General features: G+C 60.4%; 16 protein-coding genes. 5 read left to right on the top strand and 11 right to left on the bottom strand.

The genetic code is table 11. The features are described 5' to 3' along the window. Positions 1–16: 16 nt before the first annotated feature. The 6 genes from AXG89_RS35470 to AXG89_RS35445 all read right to left on the bottom strand — a co-directional run bounded on the left by AXG89_RS35470 (position 17) and on the right by AXG89_RS35445 (position 9,875). Positions 17–2,410, bottom strand: a complete 2,394-nt coding sequence (locus AXG89_RS35470) for an NfrA family protein (RefSeq protein ID WP_075358105.1) — start codon at positions 2,408–2,410, stop codon at positions 17–19. A gap of 41 nt (positions 2,411–2,451) precedes the next feature. Then, positions 2,452–3,312, bottom strand: a complete 861-nt coding sequence (locus AXG89_RS35465) for a twin-arginine translocation signal domain-containing protein (RefSeq protein ID WP_231941502.1) — start codon at positions 3,310–3,312, stop codon at positions 2,452–2,454. Further along, complete coding sequence (locus tag AXG89_RS35460) at positions 3,309–5,432, bottom strand: glycosyl transferase family protein (protein ID WP_086381595.1); 2,124 nt, start codon at positions 5,430–5,432, stop codon at positions 3,309–3,311. Before AXG89_RS35460 ends, AXG89_RS35465 begins: the two co-directional genes overlap by 4 nt. 9 nt (positions 5,433–5,441) lie before the next feature. Then, entirely contained in the window at positions 5,442–7,619 is a 2,178-nt protein-coding gene (locus AXG89_RS35455) for a cellulose synthase (protein WP_086386610.1), read from the bottom strand. A 227-nt stretch (positions 7,620–7,846) separates the two neighbouring features. Then, positions 7,847–9,061 (bottom strand): non-hydrolyzing UDP-N-acetylglucosamine 2-epimerase, encoded by a 1,215-nt coding sequence (gene wecB / locus AXG89_RS35450; protein WP_062001403.1) that lies wholly within the window; start codon positions 9,059–9,061, stop codon positions 7,847–7,849. A gap of 502 nt (positions 9,062–9,563) precedes the next feature. Further along, positions 9,564–9,875 (bottom strand): DUF4148 domain-containing protein, encoded by a 312-nt coding sequence (locus tag AXG89_RS35445; RefSeq protein WP_062001404.1) that lies wholly within the window; start codon positions 9,873–9,875, stop codon positions 9,564–9,566. A gap of 342 nt (positions 9,876–10,217) precedes the next feature. Between AXG89_RS35445 and AXG89_RS35440 the strand changes: the two genes are divergently transcribed. Then, positions 10,218–10,745 carry a GNAT family N-acetyltransferase gene (locus tag AXG89_RS35440; protein ID WP_075358104.1) on the top strand — a complete coding sequence of 176 codons (528 nt, stop codon included), beginning with the start codon at positions 10,218–10,220 and terminating at the stop codon, positions 10,743–10,745. Between the two features lie 150 nt (positions 10,746–10,895). Here the strand turns inward: AXG89_RS35440 and AXG89_RS35435 are convergent, their stop codons facing one another. The 3 genes from AXG89_RS35435 to nudC form a co-directional block, all read right to left on the bottom strand. Then, positions 10,896–12,077: a polysaccharide biosynthesis/export family protein gene (locus AXG89_RS35435; RefSeq protein WP_083637763.1), complete on the bottom strand. Its 1,182-nt coding sequence runs from the start codon at positions 12,075–12,077 to the stop codon at positions 10,896–10,898. A 181-nt stretch (positions 12,078–12,258) separates the two neighbouring features. Further along, positions 12,259–13,320 carry a DMT family transporter gene (locus tag AXG89_RS35430; protein ID WP_075358103.1) on the bottom strand — a complete coding sequence of 354 codons (1,062 nt, stop codon included), beginning with the start codon at positions 13,318–13,320 and terminating at the stop codon, positions 12,259–12,261. A gap of 30 nt (positions 13,321–13,350) precedes the next feature. Continuing rightward, positions 13,351–14,289: an NAD(+) diphosphatase gene (nudC, locus tag AXG89_RS35425; protein ID WP_075358102.1), complete on the bottom strand. Its 939-nt coding sequence runs from the start codon at positions 14,287–14,289 to the stop codon at positions 13,351–13,353. A 183-nt stretch (positions 14,290–14,472) separates the two neighbouring features. Here nudC and AXG89_RS35420 point away from each other — a divergent pair, with 183 nt between their 5' ends. The 3 genes from AXG89_RS35420 to AXG89_RS35410 all read left to right on the top strand — a co-directional run bounded on the left by AXG89_RS35420 (position 14,473) and on the right by AXG89_RS35410 (position 16,431). Continuing rightward, the gene (locus AXG89_RS35420) at positions 14,473–14,988 is read left to right on the top strand and encodes a GNAT family N-acetyltransferase (RefSeq protein WP_205583114.1); all 516 of its coding nucleotides are present in this window, start codon (positions 14,473–14,475) and stop codon (positions 14,986–14,988) included. Between the two features lie 142 nt (positions 14,989–15,130). After that, entirely contained in the window at positions 15,131–15,772 is a 642-nt protein-coding gene (locus tag AXG89_RS35415) for a dihydrofolate reductase family protein (RefSeq protein ID WP_062001410.1), read from the top strand. A gap of 188 nt (positions 15,773–15,960) precedes the next feature. After that, positions 15,961–16,431, top strand: coding sequence for a ribonuclease (locus tag AXG89_RS35410; protein ID WP_075358101.1), 471 nt, complete (start codon positions 15,961–15,963; stop codon positions 16,429–16,431). A 185-nt stretch (positions 16,432–16,616) separates the two neighbouring features. On the opposite strand, the gene AXG89_RS35405 is transcribed toward AXG89_RS35410, so the two are convergent. Further along, positions 16,617–17,051 carry a pyridoxamine 5'-phosphate oxidase family protein gene (locus AXG89_RS35405; RefSeq protein WP_062001412.1) on the bottom strand — a complete coding sequence of 145 codons (435 nt, stop codon included), beginning with the start codon at positions 17,049–17,051 and terminating at the stop codon, positions 16,617–16,619. A gap of 207 nt (positions 17,052–17,258) precedes the next feature. Continuing rightward, a complete protein-coding gene (locus AXG89_RS35400; protein WP_162916233.1) occupies positions 17,259–18,251 on the bottom strand; it encodes an urea transporter in 993 nt (330 codons plus the stop codon). A 482-nt stretch (positions 18,252–18,733) separates the two neighbouring features. Here AXG89_RS35400 and AXG89_RS35395 point away from each other — a divergent pair, with 482 nt between their 5' ends. Beyond that, a complete protein-coding gene (locus AXG89_RS35395; RefSeq protein ID WP_119024771.1) occupies positions 18,734–20,938 on the top strand; it encodes an OsmC domain/YcaO domain-containing protein in 2,205 nt (734 codons plus the stop codon). Positions 20,939–20,979 lie beyond the last annotated feature (41 nt).

Genomic DNA, 20,979 nt, shown 5'->3' with positions numbered 1-20,979 from the left:
ACAATTACCTCCGACGCTAATAACTGAAGCTCGCGTTGAAAAACACGCCCTTCGCACGGTCATCGCCGACAATCTTCAATCGATATTGCAGCGAGAAATCCACGAACGAGCGCGGCGCATGATACGCGTCCTCACGGAACCAGTAGCGCAGGTTCACGCCCACGCCTGCGCCCATCGATGCACGGTTGTTGATCTGCGTGTTGTAGTCGCCGCCAAGCACCGCGTACGGAAACGCGACGAGATGCGGATCGATCGCATCGAGCCGGTAGCTTCGGCCGAGTTCGCCGCTAAAGGTCGCGTAGTTGTCCGGATGGGTGATGTAATGTCCTGCTTCCGCGTAAAGCTGCCCCGTCCACCAACTCGGCGTGTCCACGCGCAAATCCGTGCCGAACCCGTTCGAATACGCGATACGTCCAAGCCAGTCCGGCTGCACCGCGCTGCCAAGCGGCACGATGCGCTCGAATGCGAACACGAGGTTCTGGCTTGCGAACGGTTTCGCGCGCACACCCAGCGCCCCTTCGAGGCTCGGCGTGCCTGTAGTGTTGCCCGCCTTCGAATAAAGCGTCTCGTAGGCGCGTGCGTAGAGTTCGATGGTGTGTCCATCGAAATAACCGAAAGGGCGCCAATAGGCTTCGGCGCCGGCTTGCACGCTTTTATCGGCGGTGCTTCCGGGACTGGCCACGAACGTCGTCTGGTCGCCTGTAGGACGATATCCCACCGACGCATTCACGCCCCAGGTCCGGTCGAGCTCGGACATCGTGCGGCGGGTCTCGAAGGCTTGTTGCGGTTGCAGCGAGATATCGCCGTTGTTGTCCGCATCGATTCCGCGCCTGAAATAACTGGCTGCGACGGGCGCCGCACCCGCATTCAGGTTTGCGTAGCCCGCATCGAGCAGGCTGGATGGCGGCAGCTCGTCGTTGCGAACGGCCTCGTTGTAGTAGCGCGCGGCAAGCGCCGGCTGTTCCGCATTCGATGCGAAATACGCGGCGTTCATGCTCGGCAAGGTATCGATCATGCCGCTCTCGATCAGGTTCGCGGCTTCCTGTTTCGATTCGGCCTGATCGCCATTCGATGCGAGCGCCTGGATCAGCAGCAAGCGATGCACGGGATCATCGGGCGCAATGCGCACCGCCTCGCGCGCCTGCGCCACCGCAAGCGGGTAGTCGTGCTGGTCGTAGGCGCGCGCCGCCGCGGCGTATTGCGCGTAGGCAGGATCGAACGGATGCAGCGTGCACAGGATGCCCGAATCGATGCGCGTGCAATCGAGCTGCGGCATCGGCAGATCGGCGGTGTTGGCCGCAACGGACGATGTCAGCGCACGCCGCGCTTTTTGGCGACGCACGGCGATCATCAGGTCGGTCGCGTCGCCGTCGGGATCGAGACCGTTCAGTGCATCGAGCGCGCGTTGCGGATCGCCGGTTGCAAGCGCCATGTCCGCAATCACGATCCGGCCGTTACGTTGTTCTTGCTGCGTGGCGTCTTGAAGCTGCATCGCCTGCGCGAAATCCGCAAGCGACGCATCACGCTGACCGAGGCGTTCGCGGATCGCGCCGCGCAGCAACCACGGTGCGAGTGCGGAGGGGTTGGCTGATATGGCATCGGTCGCGGCCTGGTCGGCTTCATCGAAACGATTGGCTTGGATCAAGGCATCGATCAGCAAATCCCGTGCGCCTGGGACATTGGGCGCATAACCGATAGCGGCCCGCGCGCGAGAGATCGCAATGTCCGTATCGCCGCGCCTGAGCGCGTCGTAAGCTTCCGATGCCGCGACAGGACCGAGCCGTGCGCCGATGAACCCGCGCCGTGCGCGCAGCCCAGGTTTATCGCCGCCACGCTGCGTTGCTGCGATGACCGCGTTGTACGCATCCAGGTCGCGCCCTTGCGCGGTCAGTGCGTCGATCACGAGGAGATAGAGCGGCATGACGTCGGGCCGCGCGGCCAGCACCTCGTTTGCCGCTGCGATCGCGTCGTCATAGTCATGCTTCGCATACGCCCTGTAAGCACGCTGCGCCGTCTTCGCCATGTTGCCGGTCAGCGCGTTCGGATCGGAAGGACTGTTCGCGCCGCTCGCAATGATCGCAAGCAGCGCACTGCGGCGAGCGCGCAACGCGGGTTCGGGACCGAGGGCCTTGATGGCATCGTCTATTGCACGCACTGCCGCTCGCCTGTCGCCTTGCGCTTCGAGCGCGCTGGCGAGCAGCAGGCGCAGCGACATCACATCGGGTCGTTGACGGATCGCTTCGCGCGCATAGCCAACGCTCGCCTGGTAGCGATGGCTGTCGTAGCTTCCGTACGCCTGCCGGGCGACCCTGTAGGCGCTGCCGGTCAGCGGCAACGGCAGCGTTTGGTCGGCCTGGGACATGCCGGGGACGGACCACAAAATCGCGATGCCGAATGCGGACGCTTGCATGCGTCTGGAAAGAACATGGTGAGCCAGAGACTGAATGATATTCACTGCAGGAGACTGTCCACGAGTTGAGGCGGCACGTAGTGAGGGCCATCGAAAAGGTACGTGCGATAACCGCGATAGGCATCGAGTTGCAGCTTGAGTTCCTGCGCCGTGGCCGAGCGAAATGCTGACCCGGGCGCCACGCGGAAAGCTTCTGCGATGACCCGCACGCGCTCACGTCCGAACTTGGCGCTGAGGGCATCGGCATAGGTCCGGGCAATGCGCGGTTCGCGCGCATAGACACCCACGCCGTCCTGCAGCAACACGCCCACGTCACTCGGGAGCCAGCTCGAAAGCCATTGCGCCAGCGCCGCGCCGCCGATGTTGCCGCGGTCATAGACGCTGATCCACAAGGGCCGCGGCAGGCGTGCGAGCAATGGCGCGATTGAACGGGCGTCCTGCCAGCTTGGATCGACTTCGACAGGAAAATACCAGCCTTCGATATTCAGGTGCGGCGCCGCGCGCACCAGTTCCAGAGATTGCTCGACCAGCAGCTCGGCGTTGGCGCGTGCATCAGCTTCGTTGAAGCGGCCGGCCAGGCCCACGAGCACGCGCTGCGCCCAGGGTTCCAGCGCGATGCGGTTCCAGTCGGGCAAGCGCGGCGCCACGGGGATCTGCGTGCCGGCGACATATGCGGTGTTGTCGACGGCGGTCCATTGCAGGAGCAAGTCGGTCACCCCCAGCCGGTTCCAGTCGCCGTGAGCATTGGCATGCGTATTGTCGAGTTGCCATGCAACGCCCTGGACGAGCGGCGGGGACTGGCAACCCGCGAGCCCGAGCGCCAGCACGCCGGCGGCGCTGCCGCGCAAGAACGCGCGGCGGCTCATGCCGAACGCACAACGGCCGTCACGACTGCCGCTCACGTATGCTGTCCTGCTTCGCGTGCGCGGATCTGGGTCTGCACAGCGTCGCTCAGCGCGCGCGCCGAGATCGCGCCATAGGCGACCATGAATTCGCCGATGCGGCCATCGCGTTCAGGCCTGTACACCTTGAGCGCTTCATTGAAACTATCGCGCGTGATGTAGCCCATCTGGATCAGCAGATCGCCGAGAAGCGGGACGTTCGTCTCGTTCGGTTCAAGCGCGTTGCCGGCGCCGCGCAAGAACCGGAAGCCGGTTGCGATTTCGCTCTCGCGTACGATCCGCTGCGTGACGGGTCCGCCCGAGACGCGCTCGATTTCCTTGAGCGCTTCGTCCTCGAGCGGGCTTGCCGCCAGCACGATCCGGCGGCCCGCATGGTCGGTGCCTTGCGGCAGGATGCGGTATCGGATGGCATGTTCGAGCGGCACGTGCGTCTGGCCTTCATCGAGCAGGGAAGGGTCAAGCGCGGCCCGCTGCAGTTCGGATTGAAACGACAGTGCTTCGGCAAGCGTCTCCTCGTCGAGCCAGCCACGTGCCAGCAACACGCGGCCAAGGGGCGCTTCGCTTGCCAGCTCGTCTTCCATTGCGGTCTTGAGCTGGTCCTCGTTGATTGCCTGCCAGGAGACGAGCAACTCGCCCAGCCGTTGACGGCGCTTTTCGGAAAGCCCCGCCGCCGATGGAAAATCGTGCATCGTCTTGTCCCATGCAAGCCGCTTGCCCGTGACCAGATGCGACGAAAACAGGCGCCATGCGCGCGATACCGCCAGGAAGTTGATGAAGTTGGCGACGATCATGCGCGGGATGGAGACGATGCCCTGTTCCCAGCCGTAGAGCCGGGAGACGAAATACACCCGTTGCACGACCCGTAGCGCAACTGCAATCGTGTTCAGCAAAAGCACGGTATTCATCCACGCAGAATCGACAAACGGCGAGGGCAGCAAGTCGCTCGTCAGTCCGAACGACGCCGCGCACATGAACGCAATGAACTGCAGCACGAGCACATAAGCCAGCATGCCGACAAACGATGTCACCACACCCTTGCGGTCACGAAACAGCAGATAGCGATTGGCGAGCGAGCCGCTCCAGCCGGTCTGCTGCCACCCCTGCATGCCGATGCCGAGCACCCAGCGCGCACGTTGCCTATAGGCGGTGCGAATCGTGTCGGGGAAAAATTCGCGCACGGAAAGCGGCACCGTCACGGTCACTTCGCGATCTTCGCTGAGACCAAACATGCTCTTGCGACGCGTGAGGTACTGCACCGGAAATACCGCAAAGATCGATTCCATGCCGAGCTTCAGCAAGCGCGTGCCGACGTCGTAGTCCTCGGTCAGCGAATCGGTATTGAACGGCTGGTTCTTCGTGGTATCGATAAGCGCAAGCATCGCGCGCCGCGAAAAGCACGAGCCCACGCCTGCCGACGGCACGCTGCCCGTCATGCTCTCGCGGACCACGAGATCCTTTGCATGCCACTCGGCAAATTCATCCATGTACGTGCCCGCAACGAGCTCGTACCAGTGCCGCTCGAGCGAGGCCACCGGCAACTGGATCATGTCCTTGCGCGGCAGGAGGAAGTTGAAGAACTTCAGTTCGAGCGAATGCAGCACGTCTTCGCTGTCATGCAGCACGAAGCCCGCGAATTCAAGGTCCGCGTTACGTTCATGCTGCAACGCTGCCTGCACCACCCAGTTCAGGCAATCGGCCTTGCAGGTCGGGCCATCGTGCGGCACTTCAACGCGATGCAACTGCTTGTAGCGCATCCGCATGCGCTCGACTTCCGCGCTGGTTGCGGCATCGTTCACATACGTGCCCACGAAGATCACGTAGTTCCGGTAGTCGAGCACGCGCACGGCGTCTTCGAGCATTGCCGCGATCACGTCGTATTCCTGCCACGCGGGAATCATGATGGCGATGGGCTGCTCCGCGCGCTCGTGCAACTGCGCGGCTTTCAGCGGCGTGTATTCACGCTTGACCGTAAGCGCCCGGTACGCCCGCCGGACCCAGTAATACAGGTCGATGAACAGATCGTCCGCGCTGGATATCAAAATGATCACGGCAATGATGCCCGCGCAATATTGCAGCCCGTAGTAATACTGTTGTGCGTAGTAACCGGGATACAGGTCCATGGCGTGTCCTCATTTCGACGACGGGTTTCCAGCCTGCTTTTCGGCCAGCTTTTCAGCCTGCTGCTTGCGGCTGCGCACCAGCGCGGCGAACATCAGCAGCAGGATGAACATGCCGACCAGCAACGCCGGCACTGTCCACGACAACCATCGCTCCGACCAGGGCGCGCCTGCTTCATTGCCGGTATCGATACGGATCATGCCGGCCGGATCGCGGGTATCGATCTCTTTCAGGACGCCCGTGCCGTCCAGCACGGCCACGTCGGCTTGCGCCAGTTGCAGGCTCACCGGCACGATCGGTGCGCGTGCTCCGACGCTGCGCCAGATCACGCCGCGCGTGTTGCCGGCGTGAGCGACATCGAGTACCCCGACGCCTTGCTGGCTGACATCGTAGAGCGTCTCGTCGTCGTTGCCGGTGATGGCGAGGCGCGCGTCCGCGACCTGCACGTGCGACTTCTGGTCCGCGAGCGCCACGTCGAATGCCAGGAATGGTCCCGCCGGCGTGACTGCAGCACTGCCCGATGTCACCGTGAGCGTCGCGCGTTGCGGATCCACCCCGGTCGCGTCGGCAAGACGCGCCACGCGGGGAAGGGTGGTCGTGGAATCGGCGAGATACGCGCTGGGCACCAGCACGCTCGCGCTCGTCGCAAAGCGCGCGACCATGCCGGTGAAGTTGTCGTCGGCGTCGGCCTTCACGAGCGTGAGATGACTGGTCGGCAGGACCGCTGCCGGATACCCTTCGTCGCTCGCGCAACCGGAGTCGGACTGGCGCGTGAAGGTGACGCGCAGGAGGTTGCGCGAGCTGAGCGCGGTTCGCGGAATATGCGATGTCACCCGTTGGGCGCGGCCATTGGCATCGAGCAGTTTCGAGCCGATCAGCGTGTCGTTGAAGAACACCGACGCCACCACGCCCGAATTGTGGCCATTGGGCGAACCGGCGAGATCGAGCACCACGTCATCCGGCAGGCGTCCTGCGCCGGCGACCGCACCCAGGTCGAAATCCGCCGTCCACGATGCCTGGCGCAGCACGTTCACCGTGCGCGGCACGCCGCCGAGCGCCGCGAGCGGCACGACGTCATGGCGGCCGTTGGCTGCGCTGTCGATCTGATGCACGACCAGTTGATTCGATCCGTCCACGGCGCGCCAGACCTGCGCGAGCGCGCCGACCGAACGCGTGTCGCCGACCACGATCGCAGCCTGCCCCGCCACGTGCACGAGCCGCGCTTCGCCGGGCGCGAGCGGCGTGACAAGCGGGGCGACGACGCGCGCGCGCCAGTCATCGAAGGCGCTTGCAGCTTCCGGCGATACCACCGCCGCTTGCACGCGCAGCGCGTCGAGCGAGGCGTTCACGTTGGTGCGCCACGCATTGTCGGCGACGATGAGATCCGCCGGCAAAGCCGTCGGGGCCGAGATGGCCAAAAGCGCGCCGGCTTCGGCGGCGTTCGCCAGCCGGTGTTCGCCACCGGCCGCGAGTGCCGCGAACGCGGGCATGGCGCGCAACGCGGCGGGTACATCGGGCGTGCCGAGGTTCACGGTGTCGCCTACGGCGGGCCAGCCGCTTACCGACGGCTCGCGGCCATCGCGCTGCATGATCGCGGCGGCGCGCCAGGCGGTATCGTAGGCGGCGGTGCCGATCCGTTTCGACGATATGGCGATCGCCGGCGTCTGCGACAGCGCACTCCACGCGGTCCGCAGATCGCGGATGTCCCCGCTGTTGTAGCGATAGTTCAGGCGCGTGCCCGGCGCGAGCCGCAGCACGTTGCCGATTGCTGTCTGATCGGCGCACACGGCGTCGTTGATCACCGACGCATATTCGAACCCCACGCGCACGTATCCGTTGGCGCGCGGCGAGCCGTCCACGCCGATGGTCGCCGCCGCGTTGCCTTGCGGCTGCGTGAGTGCGCGCGCCAGGACCGGCGAGCCGTCGAGGGACACGAGCATGGTGGTGCGGCCGCCATCGCCGCGCAGATAGCTCGCATCGACTTGCAAGGCGGCGTCGGTGATCGGAACGCCGGCCGGCACCGGAAAGTAATATTCGCGGCGGCTGTCAGGCGCGCCGAGCGCCACCGTGTCGCGCACGCCAAGCCGTTTCAGCTCGACGGTGCGCGTGATGGGCGCGTGGCTGGCGGTATCGAAGGCGTCGGCGAAATCCGGGGCTTGTGACGAAGTCTGGGCTGCGGCTGCGTTCAATGACCCCGCAGCCAGGGCAATACACGGAAGCACGCGGACAAGGGTCGGCAGGTGCCATGAAAAACGTCGATTGTGACGATGATGCGATGGGTTGGCTCGGGTCACGGTCGGTAGCGCAATGAGTTTATTTTAAGTAACGACGACCCGATGCAGCGCGCGTGAATAAGGCGCGACGCTGCGATTGGATGCCGCAAGAAAGTGCAAGCCGGGCGTGATGGCGCGGTGAGTCAGCCGCCCGAGACCCGCCGTGTGCGTGCGAGCGTCGGCGCATCGATCACCGGCGTTGAAGCACCGAACTCCGTGAAATGGCGGCCTGCGAGGGCGGCCACGATTCGTTCGGACGCGCGGCCATCGCCATAGGGGTTGGCGAGGCGGGAAGGATTTCTTGCCGGGCGCTTGGTCAACGACGTCAATGACCCGAGTACCGCCGATACCGCCGATCCGATCGCCACGCGGCTCGTGCCGACCAGGCGCACCGTGCCGGCTTCGACTGCCTCCGGCCGCTCGGTGATATTGCGCATGACAAGCACCGGCTTGCCGAGCGCCGGCGCTTCTTCCTGCACGCCGCCCGAGTCGGTCAGCACGATCGCCGCTCGTTGCATCAGCCGCACGAACCCCAGGTAATCGAGCGGCTCGATCAAATGCACATTCGGCTCGCCTCGCAACATGGCCAGCACGGGTTCGCGGACATTCGGATTGAGGTGAACCGGATAGACGATCTGCACCGCGTCGCGTCGCGCGATGTCCTGCAGCGCGAGACAGATTTGATGAAAGCCATCGCCGAAATTTTCTCTCCGATGCCCCGTGACCAGCAGGATCGGCTTGCCATCGCTGGCAAACGGCAGGGCCGCGTCCAGACGCTTGCGCAGATGTGCGTCGGCATCGATGCGCGCAGCCGTCATCATGAGCGCGTCGATCACTGTGTTGCCCGTGACCACCACGCGGCCCTGCAGGTTCTCAGCTTCGAGATTCGCCTTCGCTCCCGCGGTCGGCGCGAACAACAGGTCGCAAACGATGTCCGCAACACGCCGGTTCATCTCTTCGGGCCAGGGTTGCGACAGATCACCCGTACGCAGGCCGGCTTCTACATGTGCAACCGGGATTCGCCGATGAAACGCCGCGATAGCAGCAAACGAAGCCGTAGTCGTGTCGCCGTGAACCAGCACACGATCGGGCTTGGCAATATCGAATACGCCGTTAAGCGAATCCAGCACGCGCGCTGCAAGTCCGTTGAGTGTCTGGTTTTCCCTCATCACGCTCAGGCGATGATCGGGCGTGATATCGAACTGGTCCAGGACCTGTTGCAGCATCGACTCGTGTTGCCCCGTCACGCACACGATGGATTCCAGGTCCGGGTCCGCTTCGATCCACTTCACCAGCGGCGCCATTTTGATGGCTTCGGGCCGGGTCCCGAAGATAGACAATACCTTTTTCAATGCCATTGATTTTCGGGTTGTCGTTTTCGTAATGGAAAGTCTAAGAGAAATGCGTTAATCAACTGAAGTTTCAGCTTAAATAATTCGTAAAACATGGTAATGAGTGTAATTGATAGTAACTGCAATGATCGACGAAAAATGGACATTCCTATTAGCGGCGGAAAATCGATAATTATTTCCTGACGATTTGATAACCGTATTGTATGACGGTTAAATCCGCATGTTGGAGCTGAGGGGAGCGTTGGAATGGGGGCAGGGTAAATGAGGTGATGTCCGGCAGTTAATCGCGCAACGACGTCCGGGATTTATGTGAGTTCCAAAAAAAGCATTTGAAAGTTGTTTTTATTCACATAAAAATCATGCGCGAGATTGCTGAGCGATTCAATAGTTTTATTTATCAGATTATTAACGAGCGCCAGCGAGCCGCAAAGACGACTGGTTCGGTAAATGCTTCTCGTGTCTTAAGGCATGGATACTCTAGCGCCTGTTTTTTTCACCCGGCTTCCGCTCAACCGGGAGCGATTTGCGGGCAATCCGTCGCATACCAGATATTGACCTGACGCTGTGCTGCCTGAAGATCAGCTGGGTAGTAAGGATCAAAAAACCACCCTGGGTGATAGCCCGCCTTCTCCAGGGCCGCAAGTTCACTCATGTTGCGCTCGTGGGTAACCGGTGCCTTGTTCCTGATCTCCGTCAAGGCACGGCATTCTGTGGGGCTAAGGTGCGTCCCCGTGCCTGCCTGCATGCCTCCTGTGGCACATGCAGCAAGCAACAGCGTTAATGCCGGGAGCAGCGGCCAGGCCTTGGTTGCATTCGTCATTTTGCGTGTCTCTCCATTGATGCAAGGTCTACCGCGCATGGCTCATTCCTGGGCGCAGGCTTGGACGTCGAGCCGGCGCTTTTTCCATATCCCGGCCTTCGCCAGCCAGTGATGTTCGATATCGAACAATCGAAGCGGCGACAATGCTCCGGTAGACTTCAATTCTCCCGCCCTGTTGGGATCGTATGGATACCCAACTTTTCGTTATCTGCGGACTTACATTTGTAATTCACGTCATGCAACGCTGGCTTACGCCTTGTGCGCACAGTTGATGCTGGTGCCAGCCGCGCTGATTATCGTTCACGTAGCGGAGCTGATTTGAAGCCAACAGAGAGAGGAGCGATGACGTTCACAAGCATCCGCAGGGCAACGGCCACGGACGTGCCCGCGCTTACGCAGATCCGGAACGATGCACACGAGAAAAAGGTCGCCCACTGCGACTATGCGTGGGGTAAGGAGGGAGACGGATTTAGCGAAGCCTGGGTACTAGACAGCCTCTCTCGAAGAGACGTCTACGTCGTCGAGCAGGACGGCACGCCCGTTGGAACGTTTTCGCTCGACTGGGATGACGAAGCGCATTGGGGGCCGCACGAGCCTGACGCCGGATATGTGCATGGGATCTGCGTCAGGAAGGGCTTCAATGGCCGCGGGCTTGGCAGCGTCGCAATCGACTGGTGCGCCGGCAAGGTGAGCGCCTTGAACCGCCGTTTTGTTCGGCTTGACTGCGACGTGGGAAATGCAAAGCTATGCGCCTACTACGAGTCGCTCGGTTTCAACCGGGTAGGGCTCAAGCCGATGCCGGACTCTGGCGCCTATATCTGGTCACTTTATGAAAAATCAGTCCTTCAGCTCTCGAGCCGACGACCATGAAGATCGAAGTCACCGACGCGGAATCGACTTTTTGAGGAGGCGCCTTGTTTCGGCCATTCGAGAGTCAGCCCATACAACTGACTGGACTGAGCTCCCCGCCGTTCAATGACGATCCCGCAAAACCCGCCGGCCTTTGGCGCCGCGAGCAAATTACTTGGTAACGATCGCCGCAGTCAGGCCCGCGTTGATTGCCGGGAGGAACAGATTCAGCACCCGGTTCGCACGGACGAGGCCGCTGTTATCGACATAGACAATGTCCTTCGACTCAAGCGGGAACTGGTTCGCAAGCAGCATGGAAACCGGCGAGCGCGCGTCCAGGCGATAAATCACCGGCGTTTCGCCTCCTGTCGAGCGCAGCACGAAAAGCTGCTTCGGATTCGACGTTTCCTGGTTCAACTGACCCGCTTGTGCAAGTGCTTCCGCAAGCGTGAGCGTGCCGTCGCGCAGCGGCGGTACAGGTGACGGCTTGTTGACTTCGCCCATCACATACACGGTGTTGTCTTCGCGCGCGTCCACATGAAGCATGTCGCCCGGCTGCAGCATGATGTCAGCGGGGTTCTTGCCCTGCTTCATCATCTGCGCGACGTTCACGGGGTAGGCCTTACCGTTACGCGTGATCGTCACGCGGCTCTGGTCGGCAGTCGGTGCGAAACCGCCGGCGCGATTCACCGCTTCGGTCAGTGTCATCGGAATGTCATTGACCGTCTGTGCACCCGGTGCACGCACATCACCATCCACATACACCTGCGATGACCGGAAGGAGGCCACGCGAACCGTGACCTGCGGCTTTACGAACACCTTGCTCAGCTCGGTGTTGATCTCGCGCTGGACTTGCTGGGCAGTCTTGCCCGATGCGTGGATTGAACGGTCCACGTAGGGAAACTGCAGGTTGCCATCGCTATCCACCACGAAGCCGGCCGCAGCATCTGACGGCTTTGTGTTCTGTGCCGGCTGGCCGACTGCAGCCGCGAGTTCAGGGTGATCCCATACTGTGATCTGCAATACGTCGCCCGGTCCAAGCTTGTATCCGGTCGACTTGGCGAAGAGACCGAGCTGGCTTGCCGTCTTGTCCACGTTTTTTTGGTCCGCGCGGATCTGGCGGATCAGCGTCAGGTCGATCTGTTTGATCGGAATCTGGATGTCGCTCGTCACGTCGCCGTTGTCGGCGCTCGTAACAGGCAATGCAGCCGGTTCGATCATGTGCTGCCCAGGCGCCAGCGAACATGCTGAAAGCATTGCAGCGATCGCGAGGGACAGGGCCGCACGCGCTCCAGGCATGACATGGCTGTTTTTGTTCGGCGCTGCGGTGTCCAATAATTCCCGGTTATTCATGTTGTCGTTCCCTTGCTTTTGTAAGCATTGGTGCAGTGCAAAACCCGCAGTTTAACAACGACACATCCGGCACGGTCCCACAGATTTGTTTTCAAACGTTACCGTTTCGCCGCTATCGCGCCTGTATTGCACTGGCGCGGGATCTACATTCGCGCTCTCTCAAGCCGAGGTCACGTCGGAATCAGTGGCTGTGCCGGTGATGAATGTCCGGGAAGTGGGGATGCTTGTGAGTGACGGGTTGATGCTGATGGGGATGAGAATGAGGTTTCGCTGGATCCCACTCGAAATCATGCGTGTGCTGATGATGCTCGTCGTGCCGATGCCGATGGTTATGCCCCAGGAGCTCGTGCGTATGGGGATGCTCATGCCGCTCGCGAATATGAAGCCACACGCCGAAAGCCATCAGCGTGGCGGCAATCCAGAAAAGAGTCGAAGGCAGTTCCGGCCAGAACGCGAGCGATAAAGCGACGCCTAAGATCGGCGCAACCGAGAAATATGCGCCCGTGCGAGCAGTACCGAGGTTGCGTAGCGCAACCACGAAAAGCACCAGACTTACGCCGTAGCCCGCAAAGCCGGTCAGCATCGCTGAAGCGGTGTTGAATAAGCCCGGGAGTCGCCCTCCAAGCAGGAACGCTAGACCCAGGTTGACCGACCCCGCCACCAGCCCTTTCAGGCAGGCGATCATCATTGCGTCGTTGGTCGCGACTTTGCGCGTCAGATTGTTGTCGATGGCCCAGCAAACGCAGGCCGCGACCACCAGCAACGCACCCAGGGACACGCCAGCTGAGGCCGGCTGCCAGGAAAGCGCGACGCCGCCCGCAACGATCGCGACCATCCCGAGAAAAACCTGCAGGTCCACGTTTTCCCGAAACACGACCCAGGCCAAAATTGCCGTGAACACGCCTTCGAGGTTAAGCAAGAGTGAACTGGCAGCGGCAGGTGTCGTGTTCAATCCGCACATCAGGAGCGCGGGCCCTGCAACGCCGCCCGCGGCAATTGCGCCGAACAGCCACGGCACCTCGGCCAGCCGGATGTGACTTTGATCCTTTTGCTCACGAGCGGTCCGGAATAGACGCTGGAAGACAATTCCAATCCCAAGTCCGATTCCGCTACCGAGGTAAAAAAGACCCGCGACCATGAAAGGCGACAAAGCGCCAAGCAGCATCTTGGCCAGCGGCGTGGTCGCTCCGAACAGGGCGGCTGCCAGAAGCGCGGTGTACGCCGCGTTATGACGTGTCGACATTTTTCAGAGAAAGGAACGATCCGTCAAAGCTCAACTGCTCAAAACCGAAGCGCCTTTAGCAACATACGCCTGCAATAGATGATGGGCGATTGCAAACGGCTGGGGCGCTGACAGCTCGAGCGCATGAGTGCCCGCGAGCATTTGCGCAGCCTCCTTGCGTGAGAACCAGCGAGCGTCTTCGAGTTCATCCGTATCGACGACGATGTTTGTGTCGCTCGCCTGCGCAAAGCAGCCGATCATCAGCGATGAAGGGAAGGGCCATGGCTGAGACGCGAAGTAGACAACGCCTTCACAGTTCACACCGGCTTCCTCCATGACTTCGCGGCGAACGGCGCTTTCCGCAGTCTCACCCGGTTCTACGAAGCCGGCGAGGGCTGAGTACATTCCAGGAGCAAACTGACGCTGACGTCCGAGCAGACACCGTTCGCCGTCGATCACCAGCATGATCACGACCGGATCGACTCGTGGAAAGTGGTGTGCGCTGCAAACATCGCAAATTCGTTGCCAGCCGGCCGCCGCGATGCGGCTTGCGGAGCCGCAGTTCGCGCAGAAGGAGTGGCGGCGATGCCAGTCGAGCATCGACTTCGCCTCGCCCAGTATGCCAAGTGTGCCGGGCGCAACGAGACCCTGCATTGCGATCGAGCGCAGGTCGATGCGGTCGTGGATCGGGTCTGCCGATGAATCCTCCGGCACGAGCGTGAAGCCGAGAGCGAAGCGTCCAGTTCCATCGCTTTCCTCCCCGAGGAAGACGCTTTGAATGGGTTCGCCGAAAGCCGTTGTTTCGCTCGCCAGGAACCACGGATCGCGTTCGCTGCCTTGCTTGAGCAAGGGGATGTCGCCATTGAAGACGAGAAAGCGGGAACCCGGGTCGTTGCGCAGACGTTCGATAAAGGCGTGGTCGTTCCGCTTGTCGGAGCGGCGGTCAAGGGGGTTGGTATCAAAGCCGATGGACGCGGGGATTGCAGTCATCACGATCGTTCAGGTAGGAGCGGGGAGGGTACGCAAGTATGGCACGGCCTTTGGTCACGCCGCTGCACCGGAATCCACGCGCGCCAGTCGAAGGAGCGTCTCGTCCGAGTTGACCGAGCTCGGTCTTTCGCTGCGGCAAATGATGCGCGGAGCGTGGCACTATTGCCGCTGGCAACTTCAGTCTTGAATCGAACCATGCATATACGTACAGCTTTGCTCACCGATGCAGAATCCATCAGTGCTGTTGCCGTTCAGACATTCGCGCTGGCTTGTCCGGAAGGAACTGCGCAGGTAGAACTTCAAAGGTATATCGACGAGAACCTGACGCGTTCATGTTTCGAATCGGCCTTGGCGGATGGCAACGTCGATATTCGTGTACTGGACGATGCCGGAACGATCATCGGGTTCAGTCTGGTCAATCACGCTCCTGGAACCTTGAACCTGCCATTGGCCGATGGCATTCCGGAGTTGACCCGGTGCTACGTGCTACCGGCGCATCACGGAACCGGATCTGCGCAAAGGCTGCTTTCTGCAACCGTTGCGAGCCTGCCTGGACGTGTCCGGTTGACGGTGAACGATCAGAATGCAAAGGCGATACGCTTCTACGCGCGAAACGGCTTTGCTACCATCGGCGACACGTCGTTCCAATGCGGTGACGATATACATCGGGATCTGGTGATGGTGCGCCCCGCCGTTTGACAGGCCGCGCGGATTTCAAATACGGGTTTTCACCGGCTCGAATCGCTGTCGATTTGCAGTTGCATCGCGCGTCGTGTGGATGAGAGCCAAATTATCATTTGGCGTCGAATCCGCAACACTTGCAGCGCCAACGAGGAAATTGATGACCAAGATAAAAGTTGCCGGGTTTAGTGTCTCGCTTGATGGCTTTGCCGCAGGAACCGCTCAAAGCCTAGATCACCCTCTCGGTCTGCGAGGCGAAGAAATCTTCCAATGGTTTTTCCCGACGCAGACCTTTCGTCAGATGCTGGGCAAGGAAGGTGGTGAAACCGGCCTCGACGACACATTCGCCCGACGCGCAATGGAAGGTTTCGGTGCCTTCATTATCGGACGCAACATGTTCGGCCCGATTCGTGGGGAATGGCCGGACGATCAATGGAAAGGCTGGTGGGGTGACAATCCCCCGTATCACGCGCCAACCTTTGTGCTCACCCATCATCCGCGACCGTCGATTGAGATGCTGGGCGGCACGACATTTCATTTTGTTTCCGGCGGCATCGAGAAAGCGCTGGAGCAGGCGCGCGAGGCGGCGGGCGCGCACGACGTCAAGATTGGCGGCGGTGTCGAGACCGTGAAGCAATACATTCAAGCCGGCTATGTGGATGAGATTCACCTTGCCTTTGCTCCAGTTGCGCTTGGCCAGGGGGAATCGCTCTTTGGCGGTCTGGATCTTCGTACCCTGGGATATCGGACAGTCGAGCATGTAGCAACGGAGCGCGCCACGCACATCGTCCTGGCGAAGTAAGCTTGACGGGCAAGGCTGATTGTTCATTTTCGCACCGCGCTCGAAAGCTCGGGCATTCAAGGTTGCGATCAAAATCGGTCGAAGAAATAAATCCTGCATCCGCCAAACGTTGATTCGCTCCGCCGTTAGCGATAATCTTGAATCGTTCGAGATCGCCGCAAGCCAGACAACCGGGAGATAACCGTATCATGAAGCGAGCATGGGCTTTCTCTTGCATCCTCGCTCTGAGCGCTGTCATCAATGGATGCGGCAAAGACGGATCACGAATCACCACTCAGGAATCGGGCGCATCCGCAAGTCAGGCTTCGGCCCCGCTTGGGCAGGGTGCGAGCGACACGCTCGCTGCGTCGGCCGCACAGGGGCGGAGTGCGCCGGCCACCGTCGCCACGGCGCAGTTGCCGGCGGAAACAGCCGAAACGCTACGTCTGATCAAAGCGGGTGGCCCGTACCCTTTTTCCGAGGATGGTGTTCTGTTCCGCAATAGCGCATCGTTACTGCCGCAGCATCCGCGGGGCTATTACCACGCATACACGGTTCGCACGCCTGGCTCTGCGGACCGCGGGCAGCGCCGGATCGTATGTGGTGGATCGCGCCGGCAGATCGGCGACTGCTTCTACACCGACGATTACTACGTCAGTTTCAAACGCATCGCACCGTAACTGGATTTGCGGTCGGTGTTCGAACAGCAAGACATCTCTAGGACCCGGCTTTCATCCAGGCGTGACCGCTGATTTGGTGTGCCGTACAGGCGCTGCGATTCATTTCGCGGCTGCGGCTCGCCGCCGGCCGCGATGCGGGCACGACGCCGAGTTGCACACCGGTGCTCAAAGGCACGCGAGCGCTGTTACAAGGCCACTTCGCCGTCTTCCTCGCCGTCCCAGTAATGAAGACGCTTCGCCGTTACCTTGATCAGCACGACGCCGGGCGTGTTGAAACCTTCTTCGAACCAGCGGTCAATCTCCTTCGACCAATGCGCCTTGATTGCCGGCTTCTCGCGGATCAGCTCCGCGCGCCCTTCTATTGCAAGGAACACGCCGGGCTTGCCAAGCAAGTGTTTTGCGCCCGTGAAGGTCAGTCCAACAACGGGGTCGCGCTGGATGTCGGCGACTGTATGGGTTTCTTCCGAGGTGAAGAAATAACTGTCGCCATCGTATTCGACGTCGCCATTGTTGCTCATCGGACGACTTGAAATCTCGCCATTTGCGGAACGGGTCGAGAGCATGGCGAAATCGATTTTCGCCATCGTTTTTGATACGTCAGCCAGAGTCATGGCAGCCATGTTTGCTCCATCAAGGTCGGGTCAACCGTGTACGCAAGCGCTGTTCCTTACTTCCGTACGCGGCAATGAAGTCCGGACCGACAGCCGGAAAAGCCGTTGCCCAATCTCACGCCGGCGGCTTTCGTCAAGCCAGCAGACGCGAAGACTCCAATTGCTGGTAACCCGGCCTGACTTCGATCCTGCCCGTAACGGCCGTCTCCTTGAACATCAGCGCATCTCTTGCGCCTTATCGTTCGACGCGTCGAGTGCAAGAGAGACGCTTTCATGGTGTATGAGCGTTTTCCTTAAAAGAGCGAGCTGCCTGCGCTCTACGAATACTTGAACGGTCCAGGAAGCGATTACAAACGGCGCAGTCAGCAGTGGTATTCCGATCATCGAGCCGACCCAGGCAAACGCGCAAGTCAAACCCATCGCAGCAACCGCTGGTCCGGTACCAAGGCGATAAGTGGCCATTGCGGCAAGCGCCGAGTTTAAACCGCATGCGCCGCTGACCATTGCATATTCCGGCGCGCCGGCGATGGCGGATAAACAAAGCCCTAGCGTGCTGCCTATCAGCGCCCAGAAGGCCGCGGCTGGGCGGGTAAGCACCAGCCCGACGAGAATAATGCTGCCAGCAAGCAAGCCCGTGGCAAAGACAATCGGCGCAAGCCCGGCTACCACGTGAGACGTGAACGAGATGAAAAGTGCTGGCGCGTCGACGTGCGGTCCGTTGAAGAAAGCACCTGCTGCGCCGACGTTCCAGGCATCTGTTTCCGCCGGTCCGCCAGAGTGGATTATTGGAACAAACGGCAGCCACGCCCATGTGACGATGATTGCCGGGCCGGAATAAGTCGGTAAGTTGTGCACGTGCAGCGCACGAGTCATTGCCGCCGACAGTGCGCTCGCGGCGATAGCAGCCAGGATGGCGACAGCTCCGGAAAACGAATCGTTGTCGATGAAAGTGAACGCCGCCAACGCTGCCAGTGCTCCATTGAAACCGTGCAGATCGCTTCGGGATGCCGTTGAATTCAGGTCGGCAAAGATATGGCCGACGAGGTTTCCTGTACTCGCGCCGATCAGCAGCGCGCATCCAAGCCGCGGGCTGACGCTGAAGACAGCAATCAGGATGGCCACGCCCATTCCCGCATTTCGTTGCAGGAAAATCTGGCCGATGCTTCGCGCGAACAGCAGGGGTGACGCCCCCGGTGAGGGTAACGCCATGTTTTGTTCGTTTTGCATGGTGAGGATTGAAGCGTTAAACCATTGGCTGCCTTTCGGCGCGACGGACGTGCTTTTCTTCCCGGTTCAATGTGTATCCGGTCACCGCTTGCCTGGCCGCAGGAAAGATACAGGTACCGCGGCGAAAGTGTTCGGCCGAATCAAATAGTGGGTATTACGCGCGGATGGCAGTGGCATCCGCTTCGCCGCGGCCTCGCGAAAACAGTGGACGCGTTCTACGCACACTTCGAGCGGCATGCTGTTCGGGTCTGCCGGTTGACCGGGCATCCGTGTCGATGCCGTAAGAGCCCGGAGCAAACATAGGGATAAGGGCAACCTGCAGTGTCGCCATGTCCCTCTCATGTCCCTCTCGCGTCTGAAGAATGATGCAGGAAGAACTCGTGCCGTCTCAGCTTGGTGCAACTGCCCTTGGCAACGGATAATAGCGACCACGACATCGTCAGCGCTATTTTTAGGATTCCCCCATGGAAATTAAAGTCAACTTTCTCGATAAGCTGCGTCTCGAAGCGAAATTCGATGACTTCACGGTAGTAGCTGACCAGCCTATTCGCTATAAAGGCGACGGCTCGGCGCCTGGTCCCTTCGACTATTTCCTGGCCTCGTCGGCCCTGTGTGCAGCTTATTTCGTAAAGTTGTACTGCGTGACTCGCAATATTCCTACCGAAAATATCCGCCTGTCGCAAAATAATATTGTTGATCCGGAAAACCGGTACCAGCAGATTTTCAAGATTCAGGTCGAACTGCCGGCGGACATCTCTGCGAAAGATCGCCAGGGCATTTTGCGCTCCATCGACCGATGTACCGTGAAGAAAGTGGTCCAGGCCGGACCCGAGTTTGTTATCGAAGAGGTCGAGAACCTGGATGCCGATGCCCAGGCGTTGCTGACGCTGAAGCCGGCGGCTGACGCCAGTACCTACATTGCGGGCAAGGATCTGCCGTTGGAGGAGACCATTGCCAATATGTCCGGCGTCCTGGCGGCCTTGGGCATCAAGATTGAAATCGCTTCGTGGCGCAATCTTGTTCCCAATGTGTGGTCACTGCATATCCGTGATGCGCACTCGCCGATGTGTTTTACCAATGGCAAGGGCTCAACCAAGGAAAGCGCGCTGGCGTCGGCGTTGGGGGAATATATCGAGCGGCTTAATTGCAACCATTTCTACGCCGGCGCGTTCTGGGGCGAAGACATTGCCGATGCGGCGTTTGTCCATTATCCGAACGAACGCTGGTTCAAGCCTGGCCGCAAGGATGCGCTGCCGGCTGAAGTCCTGGATGAGTACTGTCTGGAAATCTACAATCCCGACGGCGAGCTACGTGGCTCGCATCTGATCGACACCAACTCCGGCAATACACGGCGCGGTATCTGTTCGCTGCCGTTTGTGCGGCATTCGGACGGCAAGGTGGTGTATTTCCCGTCGAACCTGGTAGAAAATTTGTATGTCAGCAATGGCATGAGTGCCGGGAACACGCTGGCCGAAGCGCAGGTGCAATGTCTGTCGGAAATTTTCGAGCGGGCGGTAAAGCGCGAAATCCTGGAAGGTGAAGTCGCATTGCCTGACGTGCCGCAGGAGGTGCTGGCGAAATACCCCGGCATTCTGGCCGGCATTCAGGGCTTGGAAGAGCAGGGCTTTCCGGTGCTGGTGAAGGATGCGTCGCTGGGAGGGGTGTATCCGGTAATGTGCGTCACTTTGATGAACCCGCGGACGGGCGGTGTTTTCGCGTCCTTCGGCGCGCATCCAAGCCTGGAGGTTGCGCTGGAGCGTAGTCTGACGGAGTTGCTGCAGGGCCGCAGTTTTGAAGGCCTGAACGAACTACCACGACCCACTTTTGCCAGTGAAGCCGTGACTGAGCCGAATAACTTTGTCGAGCACTTCATCGATTCCAGTGGCATCGTGTCATGGCGCTTTTTCAGCGCCAAAGCGGATTTCGAGTTTGTCGAGTGGGATTTTTCCGGTTACGGTGAAAACTCCAATGCCGAGGAAGCCGCAGCGTTGTTCGGCATTCTCGAAGACATGGGCAAAGAGACGTATACGGCGGTGTATGACCAACTGGGCGCCGTAGCCTGCCGGATTTTGGTGCCCGGGTATTCGGAAATTTATCCAGTAGAGGATCTGATCTGGGACAACACGAACAAGGGACTGTTGTTCCGCGCCGATGTCTTGAACTTGCATCGCCTGGACGATGCCGGCCTGGCAGCATTGCTTGACCGGTTGGAGAACAACGAGCTGGATGAGCACTCGGATATCGCCACTTTGATCGGTATCGAATTTGACGAGAATACGGACTGGGGACAGTTGACCGTTCTCGAGTTGAAGCTGCTGATTCATCTCGCCCTACAGCAATTCGAGGAGGCCCAGGAGCTGGTAGGTGCCTTCCTGCAGTACAACGACAACACGGTCGAGCGCGGATTGTTTTACCAGGCTTTGAACGTGGTGCTGGAGGTGCTGCTCGATGACGACCTGGAACTGGACGACTACGTGGTCAACTTCCGTCGAATGTTTGGCAACGCCCGGATGGACGCTGTAATGGGATCGGTAGACGGCAGCGTGCGGTTCTACGGTTTAACGCCGACGAGTTTGAATCTTGAGGGTCTCGACAGGCACCACCGCCTGATCGACAGCTACAAGAAATTGCATAAGGCGCGCGCCAGTGCGGCGGCTTTGGCGCGTTAGGGTTTTGACAATCGACTGGGAATGGGGTGGGAGTACAGGGC

Origin of the sequence: Burkholderia sp. PAMC 26561 (assembly GCF_001557535.2) — a bacterium.
GTDB lineage: Bacteria > Pseudomonadota > Gammaproteobacteria > Burkholderiales > Burkholderiaceae > Caballeronia.
Note: the sequence above shows the minus strand (reverse complement) of the source record. Positions and strands in the feature narration are given on the sequence as shown.